Origin of the sequence: Pantoea sp. sgz302252, from assembly GCF_047713085.1 — a bacterium.
Classification (GTDB): Bacteria; Pseudomonadota; Gammaproteobacteria; order Enterobacterales; family Enterobacteriaceae; genus Scandinavium.
This window is the reverse complement of sequence record NZ_JBLFJW010000037.1, coordinates 1-26,162: the sequence shown is the minus strand read 5'-3', so window position 1 is coordinate 26,162 and position 26,162 is coordinate 1. Positions and strand designations below refer to the sequence as shown.

Here is a 26,162-nt window from a genome sequence, read left to right as displayed (position 1 = left end):
AGATCGTAGGCCGGTGCAAGCGAAGCGCCGCCCGGCATCACAGTCCGATGCAGATCGTAGGCCGGTGCAAGCGAAGCGCCGCCCGGCATCACAGTCCGATGCAGATCGTAGGCCGGTGCAAGCGAAGCGCCGCCCGGCAGATCAACCGGTTATACCCTGCGCAGAGACTGACGAAGGTCATCTGAAACCGTAGCCAGATACAGCGCGGGCTGACCTTCGCCATCCGAGGTGAACAGAACCTGCCGTTCATCCGGCGAAAAGGAGGGATGCGGGTGCGTCACCTGCCTGTCACCGTTGAGTACCCGCCACGAGCTGTTGTGTGCCGCAAGCGCGATATGGCGACGACTTTGGGTATCGAACAGATAGAGAAACGGATCGTTTTCAATGCGATGGCTGGCCGAATCTTCCACGTCCACCGGCGTGCCGGAACCATCCCCCACCAGCAGCGTGCCGTCGTTATTGCTCATTAAATGCGAGCAGGCTGGCATGGTCATCAGCATGATGTCCTGCTGGGTCTCGGGATCGTAGCGGCGAATATGGCGCTCGGCCTGACCTTTCAGGTAGGACACATACAGCAGCGCAGAGCCATCCGGCGTCCAGAATTCATGGGTACAGCTCTCGCCTGGCGCATGGCTCTTCACTTTGCGCAGCTCGCTCCCGTCTTCCTTCACCAGCCACATTCTCGCGTCCACCAGGTCATGCGGACCTTCGTGACAAAAGGCCACCGTTGAATCATCGAACGGGCGATAAATGGGATGCCCGAGCCACTGATTATCCTCGACGATGACCGCCGTTTCTCCGCTGGCTAAATCGACGCGAAGCAGTCGACAGCGCGGGCCTTTGTGGTAGAAATCGTGGAAAATTTTCCAGTCGTTGAGCGGCACCCAGTCCTCTCTGGCAATCTCAATACCCACCAGTTTGCTACAGCGGCTGTTCGCCACCCACGTGCCGTAACCCACCTTATCTTCCGGCACCTGATAGACCGTTGTTTCAGCTAGCGTGTCCAGCGAGACCCGCTGCAGGGTGCGATCGTTTTTGACATAAAACAGAGCACGGTCATCCGGCGACAGAAATCCGCCAAAGGTGTTGTCCCCTGCCCCTTCCGTCAGTTGCACGGCTTTTTGCGTGGCTAAATCCAGCAGGTAATAGTTACGATGGCCGTCGAACTCACCGGCAAAAAGTAATTGACGGCCATCCTGAGTGAAACATTTTTGGTAGAAATAATTCCGGTGACAAAGTACATCGGGTGGCGTCAGGCGCGTCACTCTTGCCCCGGTGTGTGGATCAGTCACAGTCTGGAAATGTAATTGAACTTCTGAACCTTTAGCCATTTTTTTCCCCGCCGTACGTTGTGCTTTCCGAACCTCGAATATCAGGATTTCTGCTCACGAACAACATTATGTGAGTTCATCCACACTCCCGAAAAATATTCTTGTGAATAAGGGTTTCTGTGAATGAGATCAATTTTCCCTGCGCCAGTAACAAGCATAAAACACAAGACCTATAAAATTAAAACACCATTTCACAACAATGCAGGGATAGTATGCAATGCGCAATGAAAAAACAATCTCTCTCAGACATCAGCTTGCTTATGGCGGTGGGAACCTGCTCGGTAGCGGGGCGTTGGCCATCAGTGGCGCATGGCTGCTTTATTTCTACACCACCTTCTGCGGGCTGACGCTGATTGAGGCTTCTTTTATCTTTTCCGTCGCCAGTATCATTGATGCGATCAGCAATCCGTTGATGGGATATATCACCGACAACTTCAATAAAACACGGCTGGGAAGACGCTTTGGCCGCCGCCGCTTTTTCCTGCTGTTGGGCATCCCGCTGATGCTGTTCTATCCGCTGCTGTGGGTTGATGGGCTGGGCTTTGCTTATTACCTGTGCACCTACGTGATGTTCGAAATTATCTATACCTCGGTGATGGTTTCTTACGAGACACTGGCGACCGAGATGACGGACGATTTTTCCCAGCGTTCAAAATTGACCGGATACAAAGCCATTTTTGGCAAGCTGGCGAATTTTCTCGCCGCGTTTATTCCCGGGCAATTCATTTTGCTGTACGGCAAAGAGTCTGCGACGCCCTTTTTCCTGACAGGATTAACCTATGGCGCGATTCTGGTTATCGCCATTGCCTGCCTCTGGCATTTCAGTTGGGAGCGCCCTGCTGAGCATTCGACTGAAGAGGAAAATACAGCTTCAACTAAAACGGGGCTGTTACCCGCGATGCTGGCTTTACTCAGTGATATGCGTTCCACGTTTTATTTACGGGTATTTCGCAAACATCTGGGTATGTATTTGTGCGGCTTTGGGGCCGAATGGCTTTTCGCCTCAATATTTACCTATTTTGTTATCTTCGTTTTACAGCACGACCCGGCGATGGTCGCCGGATTAAATAGCCTGAATTCGATCTTGCAGCTATTTTCTACCGCCCTGTTCATCGGTATCTGTGTCAAAAAAGGGTTCAGTAAACCGTACATTGTCGCCCTGGCGGTGGTGATCGTGGCCACGCTGATGTACACCGGGCTGTGGTTTTTCCATCTGCCTGCCCATATTGCCACTATCATGATGTTCGGCATTACTGTGGTGTTCGGTATCGGTACTGGTGGCGTGTATTACATTCCGTGGACGGTTTATACCTTCCTGGCAGATATTGACGAGGTTTATACCGGACGGCGACGCGAAGGGGTCTATGCCGGAGCAATGACCTTTGCCGGAAAATTGCTGCGCTCAACTATCGTGTTTGCGATGGGAGCGATCCTCAGCTTTTATGGCTTTCAGTCCAAAGCGCTTGTTCAACCAGCCAGTGCCGTCAACGCCATTGCCTGCGTGTTCTGTGTGGGGGTTGTCCTGCTTGCCATTGCCGCCATGGTCTTCAGCAGCCAAATGAAGCTGAACAGGAAAAACCACCTGATTGTGCTCGGTGAGGTTGCCAGAATCAAAGCGGGTGGCAGAAAGGAGGATATTCCTGCAGAAGTAAGACGGGTGATTGAAGAGTTGGTGGGGCACCCCTATGAAGAGTGCTGGGGATGTCATCACGGTCAGCGCGAACTGGCTATCGCCCGCTGAAGTCGAGAAGAAAGTCTGGCCCGTACGGGCCAGACTGCGGCGATTAACCGCGGCGAGCTTTCACCGCTTTCGCCAGCTGGCGCAGCACCGCATCGGTGTCGTCCCAGCCAATGCAGGCGTCGGTAATGCTCTTACCGTAAGTCAGCGGTTCACCGCTTTCGAGATTCTGATTGCCTTCCACCAGATGGCTTTCAATCATCACCCCGATGATGGCTTTTTCGCCACCCGCGATTTGTCCTGCTACGTCCGTCGCCACGTCCATCTGCTTTTTGAACTGCTTGCTGGAGTTGGCGTGGCTGAAGTCGATCATAACCTGCGACGGCAGGCCCGCTTTGTGCAGCCCTTCTTTGACCATCGCCACGTGATGCGCACTGTAGTTCGGTTCTTTACCGCCGCGCAGAATGATATGGCAGTCGCCGTTGCCGCTGGTGTTCACGATGGCAGAGTGGCCCCATTTGGTCACAGACAGGAAGCAATGCGGCGCGCCAGCAGCATTAATGGCATCGATAGCCACTTTGATGGTGCCGTCTGTCCCATTTTTGAAACCTACCGGGCATGAAAGGCCAGAAGCCAGTTCACGGTGAACCTGAGATTCGGTGGTGCGCGCACCAATTGCGCCCCAGCTCATCAGGTCTGCCATGTACTGCGGGGTGATCATGTCGAGGAATTCCCCCGCCGCAGGCAGGCCGCTGTCGTTAATGTCGAGCAGCAGCTTACGGGCAATGCGCAGACCGTCGTTAATCTGGAAGCTGTTATCCATGTGCGGATCGTTAATCAGCCCTTTCCAGCCCACGGTTGTACGCGGTTTTTCAAAATAGACGCGCATGACGATTTCCAGCTCGCCTTTCAGCTCTTCACGCAATGCCAGCAAGCGGTTGGCGTATTCCTTCGCCGCAACAGGATCATGAATGGAGCACGGGCCAATCACCACCAGCAGACGATCGTCGCTGCCTTTAAGGATCTTGTGGATCGCTTTGCGGGCATGCGACACCGTGTTGGCGGCGTTTTCAGTGGCGGGGAATTTTTCAAGGAGCGCTACAGGGGGTAATAACTCGTTGATCTCTTTAATACGTAAATCGTCGTTCTGATAATTCATGATCTTTCCAGCGTTGCCATACTTAGTCGATTGAGTGCAATCCCTTCAATCTATCTCGCCAGGTCAGAAGTGTAAAACGGGTTTTACACTTGAGCCGGATAATTCCTGGAAATCACCTTAAAAACGCCAGAAAGTAGCGATAACTGAGATCGCCGCTACACTTTTTAAAGGTAAATGCTGACTTTTAAATGTTTAGCGAGATTACGCGCTAACTTAAATCCTTGCGGTGGAGTTTTTATCCACCCATCAGCGAAATGCACTGTTGGAAGACGTTATCCGACTTAACAACCATAACAGGAGCATCCCCATGAAAAACAACACACTGGCAACACTGATCCTGACTGCGACCCTGTCGATGATGAGTGGCGCTGCCTTCGCGGCAGACACGGCCTCAGACAATAATGGCCAGGCAAATTCCGCTGCCGATGCGGGCCAGCACGCCCCTGATGCTCATCAAAATGTCGCGCCAAACGGTGTCGATAACAGCAATGTGAACAGCTCGTCCAACGGCACCATGCTGCATCCGAACGGCACCACCAGCGACACGCAGCACATGAGTAAGGACGAAATCCATAAGAACACCATGTGCAAAGACGGCAAATGCCCGGACATCAACAAAAAAGTTGAAACCGGGGATGGGATGAATAATGACGTCAATACCAAAACGGACGGTACGACCCAGTAATCCGTCCCTGATGTCATCACCTAGGAGAGCCTGGCTCTCCTTTTTTTATGCGCAAAAGCCAAAGATCTGCAATCATGTCATGCACTAATTAAAAAAAGCAGGTCCTGCATATGGCGCATTCGCATTCTCACTCTTCGCCCCAGCAACCCGATGACGGCAACGCACGCCGCCTGCTGCTGGCGTTTATCATTACTGCCGGGTTTATGCTGCTGGAGGTTGTTGGTGGCCTGATATCCGGCTCTCTGGCGCTGTTAGCCGACGCCGGGCATATGCTCACTGATGCCGCTGCGTTGTTGTTTGCACTGATGGCGGTGCATTTTGCTAAACGCCCGCCCAATGCCCGCCACACTTTTGGCTGGCTTCGTCTGACGACGCTTGCCGCTTTCGTCAATGCCATCGCACTGGTGTTGATTACTATCCTGATTGTCTGGGAAGCCGTGCAGCGCTTCCGTGACCCGCAGCCGATTGCCGGCGCTACCATGATGGTGATTGCTGTCGCAGGTTTGCTGGCGAATATTCTCTCATTCTGGATTTTGCATCGTGGCAGTGAAGAGAAAAACCTGAACGTTCGCGCCGCCGCGCTACATGTGCTTGGGGATTTACTGGGTTCCGTAGGCGCAATTGTCGCGGCCATTGTGATCCTGACCACCGGCTGGACGCCGATTGACCCGATTCTTTCGGTGCTGGTTTCCTGCCTGGTGCTTAAGAGTGCGTGGCAATTGCTGAAGGAGAGCGTGAATGAGTTGCTGGAGGGCGCGCCCCGTTCACTGGATATTTCAGCCCTTAAACGCGGGCTGCGTCGTGAAATCCCCGAGGTGCGGGATGTTCACCACGTTCACGTCTGGCAGGTGGGCGAGAAACCCATCATGACGCTGCATGTGCACGTGATCCCGCCTCACGACCACGATGCTTTGCTGGAAAAAATTCAGCACTATCTGGAGCATCACTACCAGATAGCGCACGCCACGATTCAGATGGAATATCAGCCGTGCAGCGGCCCGGAATGCCATCTCAACGAAGTGCAGTCCGGGCACGGCCATCATCATCACCACTAGCTGGAAAGCGCGCGCGAGCCTCGTTCACGCGCGCTGTTTATCCACATCCGGCTGCCATTCAGCGCGATAAAGGTCAGCAGCAAGTACTCCAGCGACATCGCATATACGCCCTGCAGCGCAAAAATCACCACGCTTATCACATTGATAACCACCCACAGCAGCCAGTTTTCAACGTATTTACGGGTCATCAGGATCATCGCCACAATCGACAGCACCATCATGCAGGAATCCCAGAACGGGAACGCGTCAGGCTGCAATTCCGGCATCGACACCTTCAGGCCAAGGCCCTGCATTATCGTGACCGCCACGCGGGTGAGGAAGCCAAACACAGGATTGATAAACACGGTCATCAGGCCAATCGCCACCACGCACACCGCAAGCCAGGCGAGCGCTTTGCGCAACGGTAGCCAGCGAATTTGCAGTTCTGCTTCGTTCTGACTGGTTTGTCGCGACCAGGCATACCAGCCGTAGATATTCGCGGCAAAGAAGAAGAGTTGCAGCAGCAGGCTGGCATACAGTTGGATCTGGAAAAAGATTATCGCAAACAGCGTGACATTGATCAGACCGAAGGCGTAGTTGCTGATTTTTTCGAGGCTGGCAAGCCAGATACACAGCAGACCGGCAATCGTGCCCACGGCTTCAATCCATGAGAGATCGTATCCCCCTGCGCCAAGGGGAATATGAACCAGAATATTTTGCGTGCTAAAGAAATCCATTTTATCTCCGCAGACGTGACGTCATAAAGTTAACAACGGGTTAGGGCCGTGGTTATGATCCGATAGTTATGAGCGAAGTGTAGCCGCAAAATCCAGCATGCGGTTCAAAGGCAACAATGCGCCCTCTCGCAGCGCCGCATCAACATGGATCTCATGTTCTGCCCCGCCGTGCTCCAGGCCATCCGCAATCGCCTTCAGCCCGTTCATCGCCATCCACGGACAGTGCGCGCAGCTGCGACAAGTGGCACCTTCGCCAGCCGTCGGTGCTTCCAGCAGCTCTTTTTCCGGCACGGCCTGCTGCATTTTGTAGAAAATACCGCGATCGGTCGCCACGATAAGCTGCTGGTTGGGCAGTGTTTTCGCCGCCGCAATCAGTTGACTGGTCGAGCCCACCGCATGCGCCATCTCCACAATTGACTGTGGCGATTCCGGATGCACCAGAATGGCAGCTTGCGGATAAAGCGCTTTCATCCGAGCCAGTGCCTGAGTTTTGAATTCATCGTGCACGATACACGCGCCCTGCCAGCACAGCACATCTGCGCCCGTCTGCTTTTGCACATAGCGGCCTAAGTGACGATCCGGCGCCCAGATGATCTTTTCACCCAGGCTGTCGAGATGCTCGATAAGCTCCACGGCAATACTTGAAGTGACCACCCAGTCGGCGCGTGCTTTTACCGCAGCCGACGTGTTGGCATACACCACGACCGTGCGATCCGGGTGCGCATCACAGAACTTATTAAATTCGTCGATGGGACAGCCGAGATCCAGTGAACACTCGGCGTTGAGCGTGGGCATCAGGATGGTTTTTTCCGGGCTGAGGATCTTCGCGGTTTCGCCCATAAAACGCACGCCAGCCACCAGCAGCGTCGTCGCTTCATGGCGGGCACCGAAGCGCGCCATCTCCAGAGAATCTGAGATACAGCCGCCGGTTTCTTCCGCCAGTTGCTGGATTTCGGGGTCGGTGTAGTAATGGGCAACCATCACCGCATTACGCTCTTTTAGCAATCGCTTAATTTTCGCGCGATAGAACTGTTTTTCTTCAGCGCTCAACGGCGCTGGCTTAGGCGGAAAAGGATAAATTGCGGTTTCAGGATCAAACATTACGCTCATCATGGCTTCTCGTTTTACTGGCTTAACAAAACTGTCGATTTAATGGCCTGAATCGCGTTAATCAGACAGTGGTGTTTTATATGCTAAACAAGATAGCGAATTGCTGCCGAAAAGTCGTGCAGATTTTCCGTCTGTGCCAATCAGGCTTTTTTGTGGTACAAAGTATCAACATTTAACGACTGACGATACTTGCTGCCATGGCGTACACCATCGATATCATCTCCTGTATCACCGAACAATTTGTGGCGCTCACCGCCACTGAAAAACGCATTGCGCAGTTCATTCTGGATGATGTCGCCGCGGCGGCAGAATTACCCATTGCCGAACTCGCCCGTCAGACCAATACCAGCCAGGCTTCGGTGACGCGTTTTGCCCGAACGCTGGGCTGCAAAGATGTGCGTGATTTGAAAGTGAAGCTGGCGCAGTCCCTCGCGGTCGGGCAACGCTTTATTCTGGATGTGCCGGATCTGGAAGGTGTTCAGGGAATTTATGAGTCGATTATCAGCGTGCTGGAAACGAACCGTCGTGCGCTTGATCCTGACTCGCTGCAAAAAGCGGTGGGCTGGTTAACCCAGTCACGACAAATTCTGGCGATTGGCATGGGCGGTGGGTCGACGATATGCGCTCAGGAACTGCAGTACCGTCTTTTCCGTTTAGGGTTGCCGGTTGCCAGCCAGAATGACGGTTTGCTGGTGCGGATGATGTGTTCTGCGGTCGCGCCACAGGATGTGGTGATTGCGTTGTCGCTCGGCGGTTATACGCCTGAAGTGACAGACAGTGCAGCCATCGCCAGGCAGTACGGTGCGAAAGTCATCGCCATTACCCCAGAAGACACGCCGCTGGCGAAACAGGCCGATTTGGTGCTGCCGTTGGTGGTCACTGAAAACGACTATATCTTTAAGCCAAGCACCTCGCGCTATGCGATGCTGGCAATGATTGATGTGCTTGCGACGGAGCTTGCGATGGCCAATAAAGCGCAGGCTAAAGACCGCCTGCGCCGTATTAAACTCTCTTTGCATAACCTGCGTGGAGGCATTGATCGCCAGCCGTTGGGCGATTAAACCGCTTGCGCAAACGCCGCCAGATAGCGAGCCGCCTGTTCTGCGGTTCGTGAGACAGCCTGCCCTGGCCGGTATAAGTCGCTGCCAAGCCCTGCGCCTGCGCATCCTGCCCGCAAGTACTCCGAAAGATTTTCAGGAGTGATCCCCCCGACAGCCAGCACCGGCACCGAGGCAGGCAATACCGCTTTTAGCGCCTGAATATACGCCGGGCCAAAAGCGGAAGACGGGAAGATTTTGAGCCATTGAGCCCCCGCATCCAGCGCGCTAAACGCTTCGGTTGCGGTAGCGCACCCGGCACAAACCAACATGCCTTTATCCACCGCCTGACGAATCACCGCAGGTTGTGTATTCGGAGTGACCACCAACTTCGCTCCGGCTTCGGCCAGAATATCCACCTGCTCAACGTTGAGGACGGTACCTGCGCCAATCATCGCCTGATGTCCGTACTCACTCACCAGAGCCGGAATGCTTTGCTGCCAGTCAGGCGAGTTCAGCGGAATCTCGATATAGCGAAACCCAGCCTCAATCAGCGCGGCGGTGTGGGCTCCCGCTTCAGCAGGCGTTATGCCACGAAGAATGGCGACCAGTTTAGTATCGGCCATGAAAAATACTCCTTATTCCTTGCAGAAAAGCGTCATCGCCCTCGCAGCAATTCGCCTGAACGCCGAGTGCGTCAAAGGCCCGAAGGTAGCGCGCATTCAGCGAGGAACCGCCAACCAAAGTGACTCGGGGCTGAGTGTGTTGCGGATACATTTCCGCCACTTCAGCGCCTATCAGCAACCCGGAGAGATAGTCCGCCACCGAAGTGGGGGCTAACTCACCCAGAACACGTGCAGCGCGAGCGCTAAACAATGAAGCAACTGGCGAAGGGGTTGTGATCCCTCGCTTGAGGCCACGCTGGAAGGCTTCGTCGTCCGCTTGCTGTTCAGGCAGCCCTTTGCCTATCAGCGACTGGTTAAGCAGCAAATGGAAAAGCTCACCGGTCATCACAGTAGAGAAATGTTGTATACGCTCGCCATCGACACTCACCCATTTACTGTGAGTTCCCGGCATCACATACACATCAGCGGGTGACATCGCCATCGCGCCCGCCAGCTGAGTTTCTTCGCCGCGCATCACGTTACACTCGCCGTTTTGCTGGACTTTAAGCCCCGGCACAATCCAGACCTGCCCCGCCACTTCTGTCAATTGGCTGCCCAATTGATGGGTCGTTATCGGACAGGGCAGATAAGGAGCCACTTGCCAGCCCGCATCGCTGCCGATCATTCCGGCCATAAAGACCGGAACACTGTTTTCTTTACGCCACGGGGCGATGTGCTGCCGGAAGACTTCTTCCGGCGTACGCCCGTTGAGCTGAGAAATACCTGCGGCAATCTGCAACTGATTCACACAAACATCGTTCTGCCAGTGCCACGCCCGAAGGTGCGTGGAGCCCCAGTCAACGGCAATCCAGTTCTCCATCACGCCCTCAACTCTCTGACACTTTACGGATGCCCACGGCTACCTGCGGCGCTTCAGGCTGACTTTCACGCTCACGGGTAATCATTTCCAGCGCCGCTTCACGGCTCATGCGCGGAGCTGGCGTAACCAGAGTCACCACCACGCCGCCGATCAGGCTTGTCAGGACCGAAGGAATACAAGGGTTACCCCAGAAGGCGAGCCAACTGCTGTCCATCAATACCACCATGGAAGCCACCGCCCCGCCGAGCAGCGAGGCCAGCGCCCCTTGCCAGTTGAAGCGAGTCCAGAAGCGGCCGAGCATGGAGCAGATGAACATGCCTGACATGATCATCGAGATCATTTTGGTGATGTAGCTGATGATGTCGTTGGAGGTCAGCGCAAAGACCAGCGCCAGCGCAATCACCAGCACCAGGAAAATGCGCGACATCTTGATTGCTTTTTCCGGCGCAGGCATGTGTCCGGTTATCAGGGTGTAGAGGTCTCGCAGCATGATAGACACCGCAGCAATCGCATCAGAGCTTCCCGAAGACATGTTGGCGGACATCCCGGCAATCAGGACGGCCATCGCCAGAACCGGCGGCAGGACTTGCGTCGCGAACAGGAAGGCAAACCCACTGTTTTCAAGGTGCGAGTTCATCGTCCACACTGCCATGCCGATAATCGCAGGCAGGAATGAGAACATCAGATACAGCACGCCGGTGATAGTGAATGACTGACGAACGGAGGACACCGTTTTTGCCGAGTAAATTCGCTGGCGGTAAGACGGCGTCGCCAGTACCCCAACGCAAATCACAAAGGCCAGTGAAAGCGCGGGTAGAACACCCAACTTATCGACGGCAAAAAGACTTTGTGCTGCAGGGTCTACCGTGTGTTTTATTTCGGTCCAGCCGCCTGCATGATGAACAGCTAACACCGCCATAATGATGAAACCGGCGAACAGGACAATCGACTGAATAGTATCAATCCATACCACCGCGGAATAACCGCCGATGCCGACATAAACAATAAATGCCAGGGCAATAATAATTTTTGCCGTATTAATATCGATACCACTGGCCCACGCGAGATATAGCCCGCCGCCTAATATATGTGCCCCAAGCCAACCAATGGAAGCAATGAAAATTAATATCGCCACCAGGTTCTTAATTATCTTACTGCCGCCAGTGTAATACGATATTTCCTCGCTCATGGTCATAAAACGCATTTTGCGTACTGGCGCAAATAACCAGGCCACCAGCAAAATGCCGACCGCCCCGCCCAGGCCATATAACATGCCCGCCCAGCCGTTGGTGTAACCGAAACCGACGGCACCCACGCTGGAGCCTGTTCCGACCATGGTGCCCACGGTGGAACCCAACGTCAGGATCATTGGCAGTGAACGCCCGCCTAAAAGAAAATCGTCGCCGTTCTTTTGGTTACGCGAAACATACCAGCCGAGGGCAATCATCGCGCAAGCATATATCGCAAACCAGATTAAAAAGGATAAATTATTCATAGCTCTCGTCCAGGTACAGTAAGTCATGTTCTTAAAAAAACATGAGGGTGTTGACAAGACTGGCACCTGAATAAACAGGTTCCAGAGAATGGATTCAATTTATAGTTTTAAACGTTACTGCTTTTATTATCAGTATTAGCCCTTCTGACGAAGGGCTTATTTCTTACTTATTCCGTGCGGCGTTATAGCACGTCACGTCAACTTCCACTTTGCAATCCACGACCAGGTCAGCCACACAGCAGATACGTGCCGGAGGATGATCGCCGAAGAATTCACGGAAGACTTTATTGAAAGACTGGAAATAGCGGGCGTCAGTCAGGATAACTTTGACATGCACCACATCCGCCAGGGTATAGCCCGCTTCGGTCATGATATCGACACAGTTCTGGATAGCGAGACGGGATTGATCGACGATCCCCCCTTCAACCACTTCACCGTTGGTCATGGGTGTCTGACCGGAGACATACAGCCAGCCGCCCGCTTCTACCGCGCGTGAAAATGGCAGGTGCTGGCCTCCTGTGCCGGTACCGCCTTCGGTGCCATAACGTTTAATGCTCATACTTTCTCCTTCTTTTTAAGGCTGTCGGCGCAGGAATCGCCCTGCTCTTCCGATAATTTTTTGCTCAGGGCGATAGCTCATGACGCCATTCACCATCACCGCTTCAATGCCTTGTGCAGGCCGTTTTGGATCGCTAAAACTCGCGACATCACGCACCGTCTCGGGGTTGAACAACACCAGATCGGCAAAGTTACCCGTTTTTATCTGCCCACGTCCGGCAAGACCAAAGCGTGCGGCGGACAACCCCGTCATTTTGTGGATAGCCGTCGTCAGCGGGAACAGCTTTTCATCGCGACTGTAATGACCCAGCACGCGAGGGAATGCGCCCCACAGACGCGGATGCGGCATTGGGTCGTTCGGTAAACCGTCGGAGCCAATCATTGTGACCGGATACTGCATCACCCGGCGCACATCCTGTTCATCCATGTTGTAGTAAATTGCGCCCGCTGGCATCAACTGTTTTGCCGCTTCGTGCAGCGTGACCTGCCAGTGTTCGGCAATCTCTTTCAGCGTTTTTCCGGCCTGTTCAGGGCGAGACTCAGACCAGGTGATCACGATATCAAACTCATCGGTGACCTGTTTTAAATCCAGCGTCGAGGAGCTCGCCGAATAAGGGTAGCAGTCGCAGGCGATCTCCTGGTGCTGGCGCATCTTATCGATAAAGGCCAGGGTTTCTTTGGTGCGCCCCCAGTTTTTCGCCCCTGCGCATTTGTGATGCGAGACAACGACAGGCACTTTGCCATGGCGGCCAATACGAAAAGCTTCATCCAGCGCATCCAGGATGGGTTCAAATTCTGAACGCAAGTGGGTGGTATAAACCGCGCCACTGCCTGCCAGTTCTTCTGCCAGGGCCATCACTTCTTCGGTGGAAGACTGGAACGCACTGGCGTAGGCAAGCCCAGTGCTCATACCAAGTGCACCCTGACTCAGCGCCAGACGCAGTTGTTCACGCATGGCCATGATTTCGCTATCCGTCGCCGTGCGGAAGAGGTCGTCCATATGATTGTTACGTAACGCCGTGTGCCCGATAAGCGTCCCGACATTGATGCAAGGCTGCGCTGTTTCAATCGCATCCGCGTAAGCGTTGACGGTCGGATAGATAAACTGGGCCTGTTCACCCAACAGATTCATCGGGTCCGGAACCTCCCCTTTCATCGTCGCCGTAGCCGCCGAAATGCCGCAGTTCCCCACAATCACCGTGGTTATCCCCTGGCTAATTTTTGGCAGATATTCAGGGATGCGGATGACGTTCAAATCGTCATGCGTGTGCACATCAATAAACCCAGGCGCGAGCACCAGCCCGTTACCTTCGACAACCTGCTCGGCCGCAGCGTGAATAGCAGGCGCAATATCGACAATACGTTCGCCGCTAACCGCGACATCAGCGCGATACTCCGGGCCGCCGCTGCCGTCGATTACCGTTACATTTTTGAAAAGCCAGTCGAGCTTCATGACACCACACTCCCTTTCTGTTCTGTTGCCACTGTATCCTTCCTGAGGCAAGAAAACAGTGGAAAAGCACACAGAAATAGGATTAATTAGTGGTACTTTTATTCACAAACAAAGCAATAAAAACAAAATAACCTTATTTATCAGCAAAATAATTACGATACAGAAAACCGATAACGCAGAAGGAATGAGATATGAAATACCAGAGCGAAGTCCTTATCCCCCATAAATCTGCCCTGCTTTCTCCGCAGGCGAATGTGCTGCAAGAAGACGTTTGCCTGCCAGCGGCAATCATCAAAAAATCAGCGCTGGAAAATAACATAGCCTGGATGCAGCGTTACGCCGACAGCCGCGGAGTGTCACTCGCCCCACACGGGAAAACCACCATGACGCCCTGGATTTTCCAGGCTCAGCAGAAAGCGGGCGCATGGGGAATTGGCGTGGGCAGCGCCTGGCAAGCCGCGGCAGCCATGGTCAGCGGTGTGAAGCGAGTGCTGATGGTGAATCAACTGGTTGGGAAAGCCAATATGCTGACGGTTTCCCGACTCAAAAATCAGTATCCAGATGTTGATTACCTGTGTTGCGTGGATAGCCTGAGCAATGCCGCCACATTGAGCGCATTTTTCCACCAACAGGGGCAAAGTCTGGACGTGATGGTTGAGCTGGGCGTACCTGGTGGTCGCTGTGGCTGCCGTAATGCTTCACAAGCGCTTGAACTGGCTAAACACATCAATGAGTTGCCTGGGCTGCATTTGCGTGGTCTGGAGCTTTATGAGGGCGTTCTGCACGGTGATAACCCTCAGCCACAGGTTGAGCAACTGCTGCGCAAAGCCGCAGAGCTGGCCTGTGAACTTGAGCCTTTTGTTGAAGGCGAGTTTATCCTTACCGGCGCAGGAACGGTCTGGTATGACGTGGTCTGCAATATCTGGCTGGCAGCACGCAAGCCAGCCCAGTGCCGGATAGTTATCCGTCCGGGTTGCTACATCACGCACGATGAAGGGATTTACAATGTCGCCCAGCAAGAGCTGATGGCTCGTGACTCCGTCGCCTGTGATCTGGGTGGAGACTTAACCTCAGCACTGGAACTGGTGGCTCTCGTGCAGTCGGTGCCTGAAAACGATCGTGCCATCGTGAATTTTGGGAAACGCGATTGTGCGTTCGATGCGGGTCTTCCTCAGCCAACGGCGCATTATCGTGCTGGCAAACCGCTGACGTTGGAACCCGGTGCCATTACCAGCACCGGCATTATGGATCAGCACTGCATGCTGAAGCTCGCTCCAGGGAGTGATGTTCAGGTGGGCGATATTCTGGTGTTCGGCACCTCGCACCCTTGCCTGACCTTCGACAAATGGAAAGCGTTGCTGCTCACAGATGATGAATACAACGTGATGGAAGAGCTTGAGACGTTGTTTTGATAGCGTTGAGACGTGGATTGCAAAAAGCGCCTTTAGGGCTAACGCCATTCACTTAAGCCAATGAATTAGGGGAAACACCGGGATTTGGTTCCCGGAGGGACGCCAAACCCGGTGGTCGCCCCGGATATCTCGGTCTTAAACTAACGGTGTTACCCTTAGAGCGCTTTTTTACATTGGTGGGTCGTGCAGGATATCTGCAGATAGCAAAAAAGCGCCTTTAGGGCGCCTTTCTACATTGGTGGGTCGTGCAGGATATCACTCGTCTCATCCTGAGACTCGCCCTTCGGGTCACCGCCAGCGGTGATGCAAAATCGTTCCCGACGATTTTGTCGAACCTGCAGCAGGTTCTCACCCTTCACGAATCGGACATAGCAAAAAGGCGCCTTTAGGGCGCCTTTCTACATTAGTGGGTCGTGCAGGATTCGAACCTGCGACCAATTGATTAAAAGTCAACTGCTCTACCAACTGAGCTAACGACCCCTTATGGGGATTTCTTCGAAGTGGTGGGTCGTGCAGGATGACTCGACTAAAGTCTCGCCCTTCGGGCCGTTGCTTAAGCAACGTTATCCTTCACGTTTCACAATCTTGGTCCACCAAAATAGTGGTGGGTCGTGCAGGATTCGAACCTGCGACCAATTGATTAAAAGTCAACTGCTCTACCAACTGAGCTAACGACCCATTCGGGTAGTGACTTCGAAGATTTACTGCCAGATACTCGGTTACCAATTTAAAATTGGTGGGTCGTGCAGGATGACTCGTCTAAAGTCTCGCCCTTCGGGCCGTTGCTAAAGCAACGTTATCCTTCACGCTTAACGTCTGAGTTCAACGTTAAAATTGGTGGGTCGTGCAGGATTCGAACCTGCGACCAATTGATTAAAAGTCAACTGCTCTACCAACTGAGCTAACGACCCGAGTGGTGGGTGATGACGGGATCGAACCGCCGACCCCCTCCTTGTAAGGGAGGTGCTCTCCCAGCTGAGCTAATCACCCGATACTGCGCTGGATACTGCTTACTAACTGAAGTTAGTGGTGGGTCGTGCAGGATGACTCGACTAAAGTCTCGCCCTACGGGCCGTTGCTAAAGCAACGTTATCCTTCACGTTTTACTACCGTACCACCTTACTCATTAGTGGTGGGTCGTGCAGGATTCGAACCTGCGACCAATTGATTAAAAGTCAACTGCTCTACCAACTGAGCTAACGACCCACTATTTCCGCGGCTTTCAGGATGTTTGATATCCCTTGGCAACGGCGGCATATATTACTGGTTTCAGAATTGAGCGCAACAAAAATTTCGAAGAAGAAGCGCTAACTGCTTATGATTCATGCGGCATGACCAGAAATAGGACGATTTCAGGTCATGCCATAAGCATCAGAGACCATTCAGACGTTTTTGCGCCTGTTTTGCACCTTCGGTGCCAGGATATTTGGTCACAACCTGTTGGTAAACCGCTTTGGCTTTCGCGGTGTCACCTTTGTCCTGCATGATCACGCCGACTTTAAACATCGCATCCGCCGCTTTCGGTGATTTCGGGTAATTTTTCACCACAGAGGCAAAATAATACGCCGCATCATCTTTTTTACCCTTGTTGTAATTCAACTGACCGAGCCAGTAATTAGCGTTCGGCTGATAAGTCGAATCAGGGTATTTTTTGATGAAGTTTTGAAACGCAGCGATAGCGTCATCCTGGCGCGAGGCATCTTTCACCAGCGCAATGGCCGCGTTGTAATCCGTATTGGCATCACCGCTTTGAACAGGCGCACCTGTTGCGGCAGCGCCAGCAGCGCCAGCAGCAGGGGCTGCGGTAGCCGCTGCGGCCGCCCCGCTCTGATCACCCGCTGCGGGTTGTGCTGCTGCACTTCCACCAGTGCTCATACCATCCAACTGCGTTTGGATCTGCTTCTGGCGTTCAACTGCCTGATTAAGCTGGTATTGGCTTTCCTGGATTTGACCACGCAGGGCATCGATATCGGCCTGGTTGTCCTGAAGTTGCTGCTGAAGTTGGGTTAAAAGCTGACTGTGAGCGTTAGAAATACGCTCGAGTTGAGTGACACGGTCTTCGACCGAGCCAGAGCCGACACTACTGATTGGCGCCTGAGCAAAAGCGGCCCAGGGGGCCGCTATGCCAACCAGTAACGACAGACTCAACAAATGATGTCTGAAGTTACTGCTCATGCAATTCTCTTAGTAAACCAGTACGGCACGACGGTTTTTGGAGTAAGCCGCTTCGTCGTGACCCAGTACTGCAGGTTTTTCTTTACCGTAAGAAACGATGGAGATCTGGTCAGCAGAAACGCCTTTACCCTGCAGGTACATTTTAACGGCGTTAGCACGACGTTCGCCCAGGGCGATGTTGTACTCAGGAGTACCACGTTCGTCAGCATGACCTTCTACGGTGACTTTGTAAGACGGGTTGCTACGCAGGAAGTTAGCGTGCGCGTCCAGCATGGCAGCGAAGTCAGAACGGATATCGTACTTGTCGAGATCGAAGTAAACGATGTTGTTCTGCTGCAGCTGCTGCATCTGCAGACGAGCTTGCTCTTCGGAAGACATGTTGCCGTTTCCGTTAGCATCCATACCAGTGCCGGCACCCATCATGCCTTCACCGCTCTGATCGTTGCTGGCATTCTTGTTGGAAGAACACGCCGCGATAGCCATAACTGGCAGAGCGATCATCAGTCCTTTCAGCACTTTGTTCAGTTGCATTTCTTTGATTCCTATAATATTCAATTAATTATTATTACAGATACGGCGACCAGGCAGGTGATTTTACCTGTCCATCAGTTGCCGGAAGACGCGCTTTGAAACGCCCATCCGTAGAAACCAGATTCAGCACAGATCCCATCCCCTGAGAAGAGCTGTAGATAACCATTGTGCCGTTCGGTGCCAGACTTGGCGTTTCATCCAGGAACGTTGACGACAGAACCTGTACGCCACCCGCTGCCAGATCTTGTTTAGCAATGTGTTGCTGGCCGCCGGCCGAGCTCACCATTACCATAAATTTGCCGTCAGAACTCACGTCAACGTCCTGGTTCTGAGAACCTTCCCAGGTAATACGTTGTGGAGTACCGCCGTTAATGCCGACTTTATAAATCTGTGGACGACCCGCCTGGTCAGAGGTAAAGGCCAGGGTCTGGCTGTCCGGGAACCAGCTTGGTTCGGTGTTGTTGCTGCGACCGTTGGTCACCTGCTGAATCTGACCAGAACCCAGATCCATCACGTACAGATTCAGGCTACCGGTTTTCGACAGCGCGAACGCCAGTTTGGTCCCGTCCGGAGAAAACGCCGGTGCACCGTTGTGCTGCGGGAAGGAAGCAATCTGGCGAACAGCGCCATTTGCCAGCGTCTGTACAACCAGTGCAGAACGACCGCTTTCGAAGGTGACGTAAGCCAGTTTAGACCCGTCTGGAGACCAGGCCGGAGACATCAGCGGCTGTGGTGAACGGTGAACAACGAACTGGTTGTAACCGTCGTAGTCAGACACGCGCAGTTCATACGGGAACTGACCGCCATTGGTCTGAACCACGTAGGCGATACGGGTACGGAAAGCCCCTTTAATCCCGGTCAGCTTCTCGAACACTTCGTCACTCGCGGTGTGGCCAGCGTAACGCAGCCACTGCTTGTTCACTTTGTAAGAGTTCTGAGCCAGAACGGTACCTGGCGCACCGCCAGTATCGACCAGCTGATAAGCTACGGTGTAGGAACCGTCTGGGTTAGGCGTTACCTGCCCAACGACAACGGCATCAATACCGAGCGCAGACCAGGCCGCTGGCTGAACTTCCTGAGCGGAACCCGGCTGCTGTGGCAGACGAGAGCGATCAAGCGGGTTGAATTTACCACTGTTGCGCAAGTCAGCCGCCACAATGCCACCGACATCTTCAGGTGCCGCGCCCGGGCCCGCCCATTTAAACGGCGCAACGCCGATTGGGCGTGCCGAGTCGACCCCTTGGGTGATCTCGATACGTACTTCTGCGTGCAACACGGTTGCCCACAGCATCAGAAAACCAAATGCTACTTTTAATGCCTGCTTCATCATTTCTCCCTTATCCAGGCGGAAAGCCCACGATAATTTAGCAGAATGTTAACAAACTCAAATACACAAAACTACCAAAACCCTGTGACGCATCTGAGCCAACTACGGACTTCAAAAGTGGAAAATTACAGTTTGAAGACCAAGGTTGCATCTTTCACTTTTTCATAAACAGCCTGGCTCGGCGGTTTAGGCATAGTCGCCGTTTTAGCCGCCGTTATTGCAGCCTGGCAAAGTGCAGGATCACCACCCGCAGGCGTGATATTCAATAACCTGCCATCAGGTGCAAGCGTAACGTGTAAATCACATTTCTGCCCTGCATAAAGGCTTGAATCGTAAAGGCGGCTTTGAATAGCTTTACTGATTTGGCTTACATAAGAGCTGATATCAGCCCCGGTTGCCCCACCATTTGCACCACTTGTACCACTGTCTTTCGACGGTGTACCCGTTCCTTTCGCCCCACCGCCGGATTTCGGTGCATTCTTACCAGAGCTAAGATCGCCCAGCAGATCGTCAACACCTGAAGCTTCTTTGGCTTCCGCCGCTTTCTTCGCAGCAGCGGCCTTTTTAGCCGCTGCTTTGTCCGCAGCCGCTTTATCGGCGGCAGCTTTATCAGCAGCAGCTTTGGCCGCGGCAGCCTTCTCAGCAGCGGCGGCTTTTTTCGCAGCATCCGCAGCGGCTTTCTTCTCGGCTTCTTGCTGCGCTTTTTTCTCTGCATCCTGCTGAGCTTTCTTCGCAGCTTCCGCTTCGGCTTTCTTCTGCGCATCAGCAGCCGCTTTCTTCGCGGCTTCAGCAGCCACTTTAGCCCGTTCGTCAGCTTTCGCTTTCGCCAGGGCAGCCGCTTTCACAGCCGCTTCTTCGGCTTGCTTCTGCTGCTGTTGCGCTTGCTTCGCGGCTTCTTCTGCCTGTTTCTGCGCATCAGCTTGCTTGGCGGCCGCTTCCTGCGCCTTCAAACGGTCCTGTTCAAGCTGCTTCAGACGTTCCTGCTCAGCAGCCTGTTTCTCACGCATCTCTTCCGCTTGCTGTTGAGCTTGCTTCTCACGCTGCTCTTCAGCCCGGCGAGCACTCGCCTGCTGATTTTGCTGACGGTTGTAGTTCTGCACGACAGCACCCGGATCGACCATCACAGCGTCAATGGAGGACCCTCCACCGCCGCCTGCCGATACGTCAATGTGCTCATCGAACGAACCCCAAATCAGTATTGCTATCAGGATGATATGCAGTACGACCGAGATGATGATCGCGCGTTTAAGCTTGTCGTTTTGTTCGGTTGCCTTTAACACACTCGGTTCCCAAAAACTGTTAGCCTGTTAGCCAGGTCAAATCGGCTGGGTCATTAAACCCACGGATTTCACGCCTGCGCTGTGCAACAGGTTTAGCGCTTTAATAATTTCATCGTACGGCACGTCTTTTGCGCCACCGATCAGGAAGATCGTTTTCGGATTCGCCTGCAGACGGCGCTGAGCTTCCGCCACCACCTGCTCTGGCGGCAACTGTGGCATCTTGTCCGGACCCACATTGACGCTGTACTGGCCGACGCCAGAGACTTCCACGATAACCGGCGGATCGTCGTTGGTGCTGACGGCCTGCGATTCGGTTGCATCAGGCAGATTCACATCCACGCTCTGCGAAATGATCGGCGCTGTCGCCATAAAGATCAGCAGCAGCACCAGCAACACATCCAGCAGCGGAACGATGTTAATTTCGGACTTCAGTTCGCGACGTCCGCGTCCACGTCTGGCCATGGCTTACCCCTTGTTGCTTTCGCTGGTGGTAAACGCCTGACGGTGCAGGATCGCGGTGAACTCTTCCATAAAGTTGTCGTAATTCAGTTCCAGTTTGTTCACGCGCTGGTTCAGGCGGTTATACGCCATAACGGCTGGAATGGCGGCAAACAGACCAATCGCGGTGGCGATCAGCGCTTCGGCGATACCCGGAGCAACCATCTGCAGCGTGGCCACTTTTACCGCGCCGAGCGCGATAAAGGCGTGCATGATCCCCCACACCGTACCAAACAGACCGATATAAGGGCTGATGGACCCTACGGTACCGAGGAAAGGAATGTGGTTTTCGAGGTTTTCCAGTTCGCGGTTCATGGAGATACGCATCGCACGCGACGCCCCTTCCACAATCGCTTCCGGCGCATGGCTGTTGGCACGGTGCAGTCGAGCGAACTCTTTAAAGCCGCTGTAGAAGATCTGCTCTGACCCCGTGAGATTATCGCGACGCCCCTGGCTTTCCTGATACAGACGAGACAGTTCAATGCCGGACCAGAACTTGTCTTCGAACGCTTCAGCTTCGCGGCCAGCCGCATTGAGGATACGCGTTCGCTGGATAATGATGGCCCAGGAAGCGATAGAAAAACCAATCAAGATCAACATGATAAGTTTAACCAGAAGGCCAGCCTTCAGGAACAAATCAAGGATATTCATGTCAGTCACTGCTTAAACTCCGCGACAATAGACTTGGGAAGCGCACGAGGCTTCATTATGAGTGGATCAACACAGACAATCAGGACTTCAGCTTCGTTGAGTACTGTATTTTCTGCGTTGACAATCCGCTGCGTAAAAACCAGAGAGGTGCCACGCATCGCTGTAATTTCCGTTTGGACTTCGAGCATATCGTCGAGTCTGGCGGGGGCAAAATACTCCAGCGTCATCTTGCGTACCACGAAGGCAACGCGTTCAGCCAGCAGGACTTGCTGGCTAAAGTGATGGTGGCGCAGCATCTCAGTGCGTGCTCTTTCATAGAAAGCGACGTAGCTGGCGTGGTAAACCACACCACCGGCATCGGTGTCTTCGTAATAGACACGAACCGGCCATCGAAACAGCGTTGTATTCACTTTACATCCCGGTAATGCAAAAAATATTTAGGGCTTTCAAACTTCGCTACTATACGCGCGGGAATGCTGGTTTGGAATGGGAGAAAGTAAACGGAGAGTAAATTTTTATGGGCTTGTACAAGCCCATAGCGATTAACGGATGTTTCTGAATCAGGCGTAAAAGAAAATCAGCCCGGCGAGGAGAACAAGGTCTGCCAACAGCGGGCAAAAAATCCCCTGCCAGTGCACCGCTTTCGGACGAAAACCCACGCCGTGGATCACGCCAGCGCAAACCGCCCACATGATGAGAAAACCGTGCCAGATTTCAAGCGCACTGGTTTTGGCCGCAAAGCGTGAGGGATCCCAGAAGATACACCCCGCCAGCACTAATGCCATCAGTAAGGAAAGGGCCCTTAAAGGGCCCTTGTCCATTACCGCATATAACGTTGCGATAATTTTAGTCATTAATGATCTTCTTGCTGTCCGGACTCAACATGCTCCAGCGCCAGCGCGGTGATGACACCAAATGCACAGGCCAGAAGCGTCCCCAGAATCCATGCGAAGTACCACATACGTTGCTCCTTACTCAGTACAGAGAATGGGTGTTGCGTTCGATATCTTCTTTGGTGATACGCCCGAACATCTTCCAGTAACACCAGGTGGTGTACAGCAGGATAATCGGCACGAACACCATCGCCGCGTAGGTCATGACGTTCAGCGTCAACTGACTAGATGTCGCATCCCACATCGTCAGGCTCGCATTCAGCATAGTGCTGGACGGCATGATGAACGGGAACATCGCAATCCCGGCAGTCAGGATGATGCACGCCAGCGTCAGTGAGGAGAACAGGAACGCCCAGGCGCCCTTATCCGCACGAGACGTCACAACAGTCAGCAGTGGCAGAATCACACCCAGAGCAGGAATCGCCCACAGAGCTGGCATGTTGTTAAAGTTCACCATCCATGCACCCGCTTCACGCGCCACTTCTTTGGTCAGTGGGTTGGACGCTGCGTGATGATCCAGTACGGATTTCACCACATAACCGTCAATGCCGTAGTAAACCCAAACGCCTGCCAGTGCGAAGCACACCAGAGTGACCAGCGCGGCAACCTGAGAGACCGCACGAGTACGCAGGTGCAGTTCACCCACAGTACGCATTTGCAGATAGGTTGCGCCCTGAGTCAGGATCATTGCCGCACTGACAATACCCGCCAGCAGACCAAACGGATTCAGCAGTTGGAAGAAGTTACCGGTGTAGTACAGACGCAGATACTCATCCACATGGAACGGGACACCCTGCAGCAGGTTACCGAAGGCCACGCCGATAACCAGCGGCGGCACAAAGCTCCCGACAAAGATGCCCCAGTCCCACAGGTTACGCCAGCGGGTGTCTTCAATCTTAGAACGGTAGTCAAAACCAACCGGACGGAAGAACAAAGACGCCAGCACCAGGATCATCGCCACATAGAAGCCGGAGAACGCAGCGGCATACACCATCGGCCAGGCAGCGAACAGTGCGCCACCCGCGGTGATAAGCCATACCTGGTTACCGTCCCAGTGTGGGGCGATGGAGTTAATCATGATTCGACGCTCGGTGTCGTTACGACCGAGGAAACGGGTGAGCATGCCCACCCCCATGTCAAACCCGTCGGCGACCGCAAAACCGATCAGCAGAATGCCAACCAGCAGCCACCAGATAAAACGCAATACTTCATAATCGAACATTTGACGACTCCTGTCTTAGCGTGCCGGCTGAGTAGACGCTGGGGTCTGCTCATAGTGGTAACGACCGGTTTTCAGACTGCTTGGTCCCAGACGCGCAAATTTGAACATCAGGAACAATTCAGCCACCAGGAACACGGTGTACAGGCCGCAAATCAGCACCATCGAGAAGATCAGGTCACCGGCTGTCAGCGAAGAGTTCGCGACAGCGGTGGGTAACACCTCACCAATCGCCCACGGTTGGCGGCCATATTCAGCAACAAACCAGCCCGATTCCACGGCAATCCACGGCAGCGGGATCCCGTACAGACAGGCGCGCAGCAGCCATTTTTTGCTGCCGATACGGTTACGAATCACCGTCCAGAAACAGGCCGCGATAATACCCAGCATCAGGATGCCGCACGCCACCATGATACGGAACGCGAAGTACAGCGGTGCAACGCGAGGAATGGAGTCTTTGGTTGCCTGCTGGATTTGCGCTTCCGTGGCGTCAGAGACGTTCGGGGTATAGCGCTTGAGCAGCAGACCGTAGCCCAGGTCTTTCTTCACGCTGTTGAATTCGTCACGCACGGACTGATCGGTTGAGCCTGAACGCAGCTCTTCCAGCAGTGTGTACGCTTTCATCCCGTTACGGATACGATCTTCATGCTGAGCCATCAGGTCTTTCAGACCGATAACCGGCGTATCGACCGAACGGGTGGCAATGATGCCCAACGCGTAAGGAATTTGAATCTGAAGGTGGTTTTTCTCTGCATCCTGATCCGGAATACCGAACAGCGTAAACGCGGCAGGCGCAGGCTGAGTTTCCCACTCAGCTTCGATGGCAGCCAGTTTGGTTTTCTGCACATCGCCCATTTCATAACCGGATTCATCACCCAGCACGATAACAGAGAGGATTGCCGCCATACCGAAGCTTGCCGCAATCGCAAAGGAGCGTTTAGCAAAAGCAAAATCACGATTACGCAGCATGTAGTAGGAGCTGATACCCAGGATGAACATCGCACCAGTCACATAGCCAGAAGCGACAGTGTGAACGAATTTCACCTGAGCAACCGGGTTCAGGATAAGCTCGGAGAAGCTCACCATTTCCATGCGCATGGTTTCGAAGTTGAAGTCAGAGGCGACGGGGTTTTGCATCCAGCCGTTAGCGACGAGGATCCACAGCGCGGACAGGTTAGACCCTAATGCCACAAGCCAGGTCACCGCCATATGCTGAACTTTACCGAGACGATCCCAACCGAAGAAGAACAGACCTACAAAGGTGGATTCGAGGAAGAAGGCCATCAGCCCTTCAATGGCCAGCGGCGCACCGAAGATATCGCCCACGTAGTGGGAATAGTAAGACCAGTTAGTCCCGAACTGGAACTCCATGGTCAGGCCGGTTGCCACACCCAGAGCGAAGTTGATACCAAACAACTTGCCCCAGAACTTGGTCATATCTTTATAAATCTGTTTGCCGGAAAGGACGTAAACCGTTTCCATGATGGCCAGCAGGAACGCCATACCGAGCGTCAGTGGCACAAAAAGGAAGTGGTACATCGCGGTCAAGGCAAACTGTAAGCGCGACAGTTCGACTATATCTAACATCATGACTCCTTGCTCATCGCATGAAGACTCCGAGAGTGATTCCCGTTAGAAAGGATTCACACACATGCCCCAATACAAAATGATTTGCTTCCCGCTTCACGGCGTTCCTCACTATGTGAAAAAGACCCTGAGCAAAGGTTGCAAATACGTTAATAAAAAACCCAAATTGATCCCGTCAATATATTACGCCGTAAAATCCTTACAATAAACAGGTTTTTCTTGACCCATTTTTGCGTTTTTCGACGCTGATCAATTTATAGCTAAGATGCCAGTTTTCGACCACTTTGATCGACGACAATTTACCGCTTTTGATGACCCTTTTCCAAGGATTACATTTTGATTTAAATCAATTTTACAATCACATGTTAATTGTGTATGCACTTGATAGTGCGTAGTAAAATCAATGTTAAAAAAATGATTTCACCATGACGTTGATGGTTATCAAATAAGAGGGAATTTGGATGTGAGGCGATTCAAATTTAACGGCACAAGCGAAACGGCAAGGAACCGCGAGGCAATAGAAAGACAGCAGAAAACAAATCTTTTTTAGCTGGCGGCTAAGTATAGCTTCTTTTTATTACATTTCATTCACCGTAAAGAATTTAATAATTAACACCGCAGCGTGATTATCTCAAAAACAAAAAGGCCGCGCAGTGCGCGGCCTCAGACTGCTGACAAAGTCCTGGTCGAAAGGCCGGGACTTTGATCTAATAGGGTCAGTACAATTAATGGACTGACCGCCATGCTCAGAGAACTCTCCCCGCAGCAGTACCAGTTTGAAACCATCACCCTCGATGAACTGGTCCCTGAAGACCACCTGGTCCGCA

25 protein-coding genes, 5 tRNA genes and 1 other RNA gene are annotated in these 26,162 nt (G+C 53.2%); 5 read left to right on the top strand and 26 right to left on the bottom strand.

The window, feature by feature from the left end; genetic code table 11:
* Positions 1-149 precede the first annotated feature (149 nt).
* On the bottom strand, positions 150-1,331 hold the full coding sequence (locus ACLW56_RS21650; protein WP_330985763.1) for an oligogalacturonate lyase family protein: 1,182 nt from the start codon (positions 1,329-1,331) through the stop codon (positions 150-152).
* A gap of 217 nt (positions 1,332-1,548) precedes the next feature.
* Between ACLW56_RS21650 and ACLW56_RS21645 the strand changes: the two genes are divergently transcribed.
* Positions 1,549-3,072: an MFS transporter gene (locus ACLW56_RS21645; protein WP_330985762.1), complete on the top strand. Its 1,524-nt coding sequence runs from the start codon at positions 1,549-1,551 to the stop codon at positions 3,070-3,072.
* 43 nt (positions 3,073-3,115) lie between these two features.
* Here ACLW56_RS21645 and aroG read toward each other — a convergent pair whose 3' ends face one another.
* A complete protein-coding gene (gene aroG, locus ACLW56_RS21640) occupies positions 3,116-4,168 on the bottom strand; it encodes a 3-deoxy-7-phosphoheptulonate synthase AroG (protein WP_330985761.1) in 1,053 nt (350 codons plus the stop codon).
* A gap of 307 nt (positions 4,169-4,475) precedes the next feature.
* Here aroG and ACLW56_RS21635 point away from each other — a divergent pair, with 307 nt between their 5' ends.
* Positions 4,476-4,853: a YbgS-like family protein gene (locus tag ACLW56_RS21635; RefSeq protein ID WP_330985760.1), complete on the top strand. Its 378-nt coding sequence runs from the start codon at positions 4,476-4,478 to the stop codon at positions 4,851-4,853.
* Positions 4,854-4,963: 110 nt separating this feature from the next.
* Positions 4,964-5,908, top strand: a complete 945-nt coding sequence (gene zitB / locus ACLW56_RS21630) for a CDF family zinc transporter ZitB (RefSeq protein ID WP_330985759.1) — start codon at positions 4,964-4,966, stop codon at positions 5,906-5,908.
* Here zitB and pnuC read toward each other — a convergent pair.
* Positions 5,905-6,624, bottom strand: coding sequence for a nicotinamide riboside transporter PnuC (gene pnuC / locus ACLW56_RS21625; RefSeq protein WP_330985758.1), 720 nt, complete (start codon positions 6,622-6,624; stop codon positions 5,905-5,907). The two genes, zitB and pnuC, sit on opposite strands and share 4 nt — an antisense overlap.
* A 66-nt stretch (positions 6,625-6,690) precedes the next feature.
* Complete coding sequence (gene nadA, locus ACLW56_RS21620) at positions 6,691-7,734, bottom strand: quinolinate synthase NadA (protein WP_330985757.1); 1,044 nt, start codon at positions 7,732-7,734, stop codon at positions 6,691-6,693.
* Positions 7,735-7,931: 197 nt separating this feature from the next.
* Here nadA and ACLW56_RS21615 point away from each other — a divergent pair, with 197 nt between their 5' ends.
* Complete coding sequence (locus ACLW56_RS21615; protein WP_330985756.1) at positions 7,932-8,795, top strand: MurR/RpiR family transcriptional regulator; 864 nt, start codon at positions 7,932-7,934, stop codon at positions 8,793-8,795.
* Here the strand turns inward: ACLW56_RS21615 and ACLW56_RS21610 are convergent.
* The 5 genes from ACLW56_RS21610 to ACLW56_RS21590 all read right to left on the bottom strand — a co-directional run bounded on the left by ACLW56_RS21610 (position 8,792) and on the right by ACLW56_RS21590 (position 13,762).
* A complete protein-coding gene (locus ACLW56_RS21610) occupies positions 8,792-9,397 on the bottom strand; it encodes a 2-dehydro-3-deoxy-6-phosphogalactonate aldolase (RefSeq protein ID WP_330985755.1) in 606 nt (201 codons plus the stop codon). The two genes, ACLW56_RS21615 and ACLW56_RS21610, sit on opposite strands and share 4 nt — an antisense overlap.
* Positions 9,384-10,256: a 2-dehydro-3-deoxygalactonokinase gene (locus ACLW56_RS21605; protein ID WP_330985754.1), complete on the bottom strand. Its 873-nt coding sequence runs from the start codon at positions 10,254-10,256 to the stop codon at positions 9,384-9,386. Before ACLW56_RS21605 ends, ACLW56_RS21610 begins: the two co-directional genes overlap by 14 nt.
* A 7-nt stretch (positions 10,257-10,263) precedes the next feature.
* Entirely contained in the window at positions 10,264-11,751 is a 1,488-nt protein-coding gene (locus tag ACLW56_RS21600; protein WP_330985753.1) for a sodium:solute symporter family protein, read from the bottom strand.
* A 163-nt stretch (positions 11,752-11,914) separates the two neighbouring features.
* Entirely contained in the window at positions 11,915-12,310 is a 396-nt protein-coding gene (locus tag ACLW56_RS21595) for a RidA family protein (protein ID WP_330985752.1), read from the bottom strand.
* 15 nt (positions 12,311-12,325) lie between these two features.
* Positions 12,326-13,762 (bottom strand): D-aminoacylase, encoded by a 1,437-nt coding sequence (locus tag ACLW56_RS21590; protein WP_330985751.1) that lies wholly within the window; start codon positions 13,760-13,762, stop codon positions 12,326-12,328.
* Between the two features lie 191 nt (positions 13,763-13,953).
* Here ACLW56_RS21590 and ACLW56_RS21585 point away from each other — a divergent pair, with 191 nt between their 5' ends.
* Entirely contained in the window at positions 13,954-15,174 is a 1,221-nt protein-coding gene (locus tag ACLW56_RS21585; protein ID WP_330985750.1) for an amino acid deaminase, read from the top strand.
* A 236-nt stretch (positions 15,175-15,410) separates the two neighbouring features.
* On the opposite strand, the gene ACLW56_RS21580 is transcribed toward ACLW56_RS21585, so the two are convergent.
* From ACLW56_RS21580 to cydA, 17 genes are all read right to left on the bottom strand, one after another.
* A non-coding RNA gene (locus ACLW56_RS21580) (RtT sRNA) lies at positions 15,411-15,547 on the bottom strand.
* Between the two features lie 34 nt (positions 15,548-15,581).
* A tRNA-Lys gene (locus tag ACLW56_RS21575) sits at positions 15,582-15,654 on the bottom strand.
* A gap of 122 nt (positions 15,655-15,776) precedes the next feature.
* Positions 15,777-15,852: transfer RNA gene (locus ACLW56_RS21570), tRNA-Lys, on the bottom strand.
* 157 nt (positions 15,853-16,009) lie between these two features.
* Positions 16,010-16,085 (bottom strand) — tRNA-Lys (locus tag ACLW56_RS21565).
* A 3-nt stretch (positions 16,086-16,088) separates the two neighbouring features.
* Positions 16,089-16,164, bottom strand: a tRNA-Val gene (locus ACLW56_RS21560).
* 140 nt (positions 16,165-16,304) lie between these two features.
* Positions 16,305-16,380 (bottom strand) — tRNA-Lys (locus ACLW56_RS21555).
* 165 nt (positions 16,381-16,545) lie between these two features.
* Positions 16,546-17,349 (bottom strand): cell division protein CpoB, encoded by an 804-nt coding sequence (gene cpoB, locus ACLW56_RS21550; protein WP_330985749.1) that lies wholly within the window; start codon positions 17,347-17,349, stop codon positions 16,546-16,548.
* A 9-nt stretch (positions 17,350-17,358) separates the two neighbouring features.
* Positions 17,359-17,880, bottom strand: a complete 522-nt coding sequence (gene pal, locus ACLW56_RS21545) for a peptidoglycan-associated lipoprotein Pal (RefSeq protein ID WP_013367056.1) — start codon at positions 17,878-17,880, stop codon at positions 17,359-17,361.
* A 34-nt stretch (positions 17,881-17,914) separates the two neighbouring features.
* Positions 17,915-19,207, bottom strand: a complete 1,293-nt coding sequence (gene tolB, locus ACLW56_RS21540) for a Tol-Pal system beta propeller repeat protein TolB (RefSeq protein WP_330985748.1) — start codon at positions 19,205-19,207, stop codon at positions 17,915-17,917.
* 125 nt (positions 19,208-19,332) lie between these two features.
* On the bottom strand, positions 19,333-20,487 hold the full coding sequence (gene tolA / locus ACLW56_RS21535; protein ID WP_330985747.1) for a cell envelope integrity protein TolA: 1,155 nt from the start codon (positions 20,485-20,487) through the stop codon (positions 19,333-19,335).
* Positions 20,488-20,523: 36 nt separating this feature from the next.
* Complete coding sequence (gene tolR / locus ACLW56_RS21530; protein WP_097164733.1) at positions 20,524-20,949, bottom strand: colicin uptake protein TolR; 426 nt, start codon at positions 20,947-20,949, stop codon at positions 20,524-20,526.
* Between the two features lie 3 nt (positions 20,950-20,952).
* A complete protein-coding gene (tolQ, locus tag ACLW56_RS21525; protein ID WP_330985745.1) occupies positions 20,953-21,645 on the bottom strand; it encodes a Tol-Pal system protein TolQ in 693 nt (230 codons plus the stop codon).
* The gene (gene ybgC / locus ACLW56_RS21520; RefSeq protein WP_330985744.1) at positions 21,642-22,046 is read right to left on the bottom strand and encodes a tol-pal system-associated acyl-CoA thioesterase; all 405 of its coding nucleotides are present in this window, start codon (positions 22,044-22,046) and stop codon (positions 21,642-21,644) included. The genes tolQ and ybgC overlap by 4 nt, the downstream gene beginning before the upstream one ends.
* Before the next feature lie 150 nt (positions 22,047-22,196).
* Positions 22,197-22,490 (bottom strand): cyd operon protein YbgE, encoded by a 294-nt coding sequence (gene ybgE, locus ACLW56_RS21515; RefSeq protein ID WP_330985743.1) that lies wholly within the window; start codon positions 22,488-22,490, stop codon positions 22,197-22,199.
* Positions 22,490-22,597, bottom strand: coding sequence for a cytochrome bd-I oxidase subunit CydX (gene cydX, locus ACLW56_RS21510; RefSeq protein ID WP_330985742.1), 108 nt, complete (start codon positions 22,595-22,597; stop codon positions 22,490-22,492). Before cydX ends, ybgE begins: the two co-directional genes overlap by 1 nt.
* A gap of 14 nt (positions 22,598-22,611) precedes the next feature.
* Positions 22,612-23,751 carry a cytochrome d ubiquinol oxidase subunit II gene (gene cydB, locus ACLW56_RS21505; RefSeq protein WP_330985741.1) on the bottom strand — a complete coding sequence of 380 codons (1,140 nt, stop codon included), beginning with the start codon at positions 23,749-23,751 and terminating at the stop codon, positions 22,612-22,614.
* A 15-nt stretch (positions 23,752-23,766) separates the two neighbouring features.
* A complete protein-coding gene (gene cydA / locus ACLW56_RS21500; RefSeq protein ID WP_330985740.1) occupies positions 23,767-25,335 on the bottom strand; it encodes a cytochrome ubiquinol oxidase subunit I in 1,569 nt (522 codons plus the stop codon).
* Between the last annotated feature and the right edge of the window lie 827 nt (positions 25,336-26,162).

Excerpts from the sequence above, each read along its gene's own strand:
- ACLW56_RS21595 (WP_330985752.1), bottom strand. The coding sequence starts at position 12,310 with ATGAGCATTAAACGTTATGGCACCGAAGGCGGTACCGGCACAGGAGGC.
- cpoB (WP_330985749.1), bottom strand. The coding sequence starts at position 17,349 with ATGAGCAGTAACTTCAGACATCATTTGTTGAGTCTGTCGTTACTGGTT.
- ACLW56_RS21605 (WP_330985754.1), bottom strand. The coding sequence starts at position 10,256 with ATGGAGAACTGGATTGCCGTTGACTGGGGCTCCACGCACCTTCGGGCG.
- ACLW56_RS21600 (WP_330985753.1), bottom strand. The coding sequence starts at position 11,751 with ATGAATAATTTATCCTTTTTAATCTGGTTTGCGATATATGCTTGCGCG.
- ACLW56_RS21585 (WP_330985750.1), top strand. The coding sequence starts at position 13,954 with ATGAAATACCAGAGCGAAGTCCTTATCCCCCATAAATCTGCCCTGCTT.
- pnuC (WP_330985758.1), bottom strand. The coding sequence starts at position 6,624 with ATGGATTTCTTTAGCACGCAAAATATTCTGGTTCATATTCCCCTTGGC.
- tolR (WP_097164733.1), bottom strand. The coding sequence starts at position 20,949 with ATGGCCAGACGTGGACGCGGACGTCGCGAACTGAAGTCCGAAATTAAC.
- ACLW56_RS21590 (WP_330985751.1), bottom strand. The coding sequence starts at position 13,762 with ATGAAGCTCGACTGGCTTTTCAAAAATGTAACGGTAATCGACGGCAGC.
- ACLW56_RS21615 (WP_330985756.1), top strand. The coding sequence starts at position 7,932 with ATGGCGTACACCATCGATATCATCTCCTGTATCACCGAACAATTTGTG.
- cydX (WP_330985742.1), bottom strand. The coding sequence starts at position 22,597 with ATGTGGTACTTCGCATGGATTCTGGGGACGCTTCTGGCCTGTGCATTT.
- ACLW56_RS21645 (WP_330985762.1), top strand. The coding sequence starts at position 1,549 with ATGCGCAATGAAAAAACAATCTCTCTCAGACATCAGCTTGCTTATGGC.
- cydB (WP_330985741.1), bottom strand. The coding sequence starts at position 23,751 with ATGTTCGATTATGAAGTATTGCGTTTTATCTGGTGGCTGCTGGTTGGC.
- cydA (WP_330985740.1), bottom strand. The coding sequence starts at position 25,335 with ATGTTAGATATAGTCGAACTGTCGCGCTTACAGTTTGCCTTGACCGCG.
- ACLW56_RS21650 (WP_330985763.1), bottom strand. The coding sequence starts at position 1,331 with ATGGCTAAAGGTTCAGAAGTTCAATTACATTTCCAGACTGTGACTGAT.
- nadA (WP_330985757.1), bottom strand. The coding sequence starts at position 7,734 with ATGAGCGTAATGTTTGATCCTGAAACCGCAATTTATCCTTTTCCGCCT.
- ybgE (WP_330985743.1), bottom strand. The coding sequence starts at position 22,490 with ATGACTAAAATTATCGCAACGTTATATGCGGTAATGGACAAGGGCCCT.
- tolB (WP_330985748.1), bottom strand. The coding sequence starts at position 19,207 with ATGAAGCAGGCATTAAAAGTAGCATTTGGTTTTCTGATGCTGTGGGCA.
- aroG (WP_330985761.1), bottom strand. The coding sequence starts at position 4,168 with ATGAATTATCAGAACGACGATTTACGTATTAAAGAGATCAACGAGTTA.
- pal (WP_013367056.1), bottom strand. The coding sequence starts at position 17,880 with ATGCAACTGAACAAAGTGCTGAAAGGACTGATGATCGCTCTGCCAGTT.
- zitB (WP_330985759.1), top strand. The coding sequence starts at position 4,964 with ATGGCGCATTCGCATTCTCACTCTTCGCCCCAGCAACCCGATGACGGC.
- ACLW56_RS21635 (WP_330985760.1), top strand. The coding sequence starts at position 4,476 with ATGAAAAACAACACACTGGCAACACTGATCCTGACTGCGACCCTGTCG.
- ACLW56_RS21610 (WP_330985755.1), bottom strand. The coding sequence starts at position 9,397 with ATGGCCGATACTAAACTGGTCGCCATTCTTCGTGGCATAACGCCTGCT.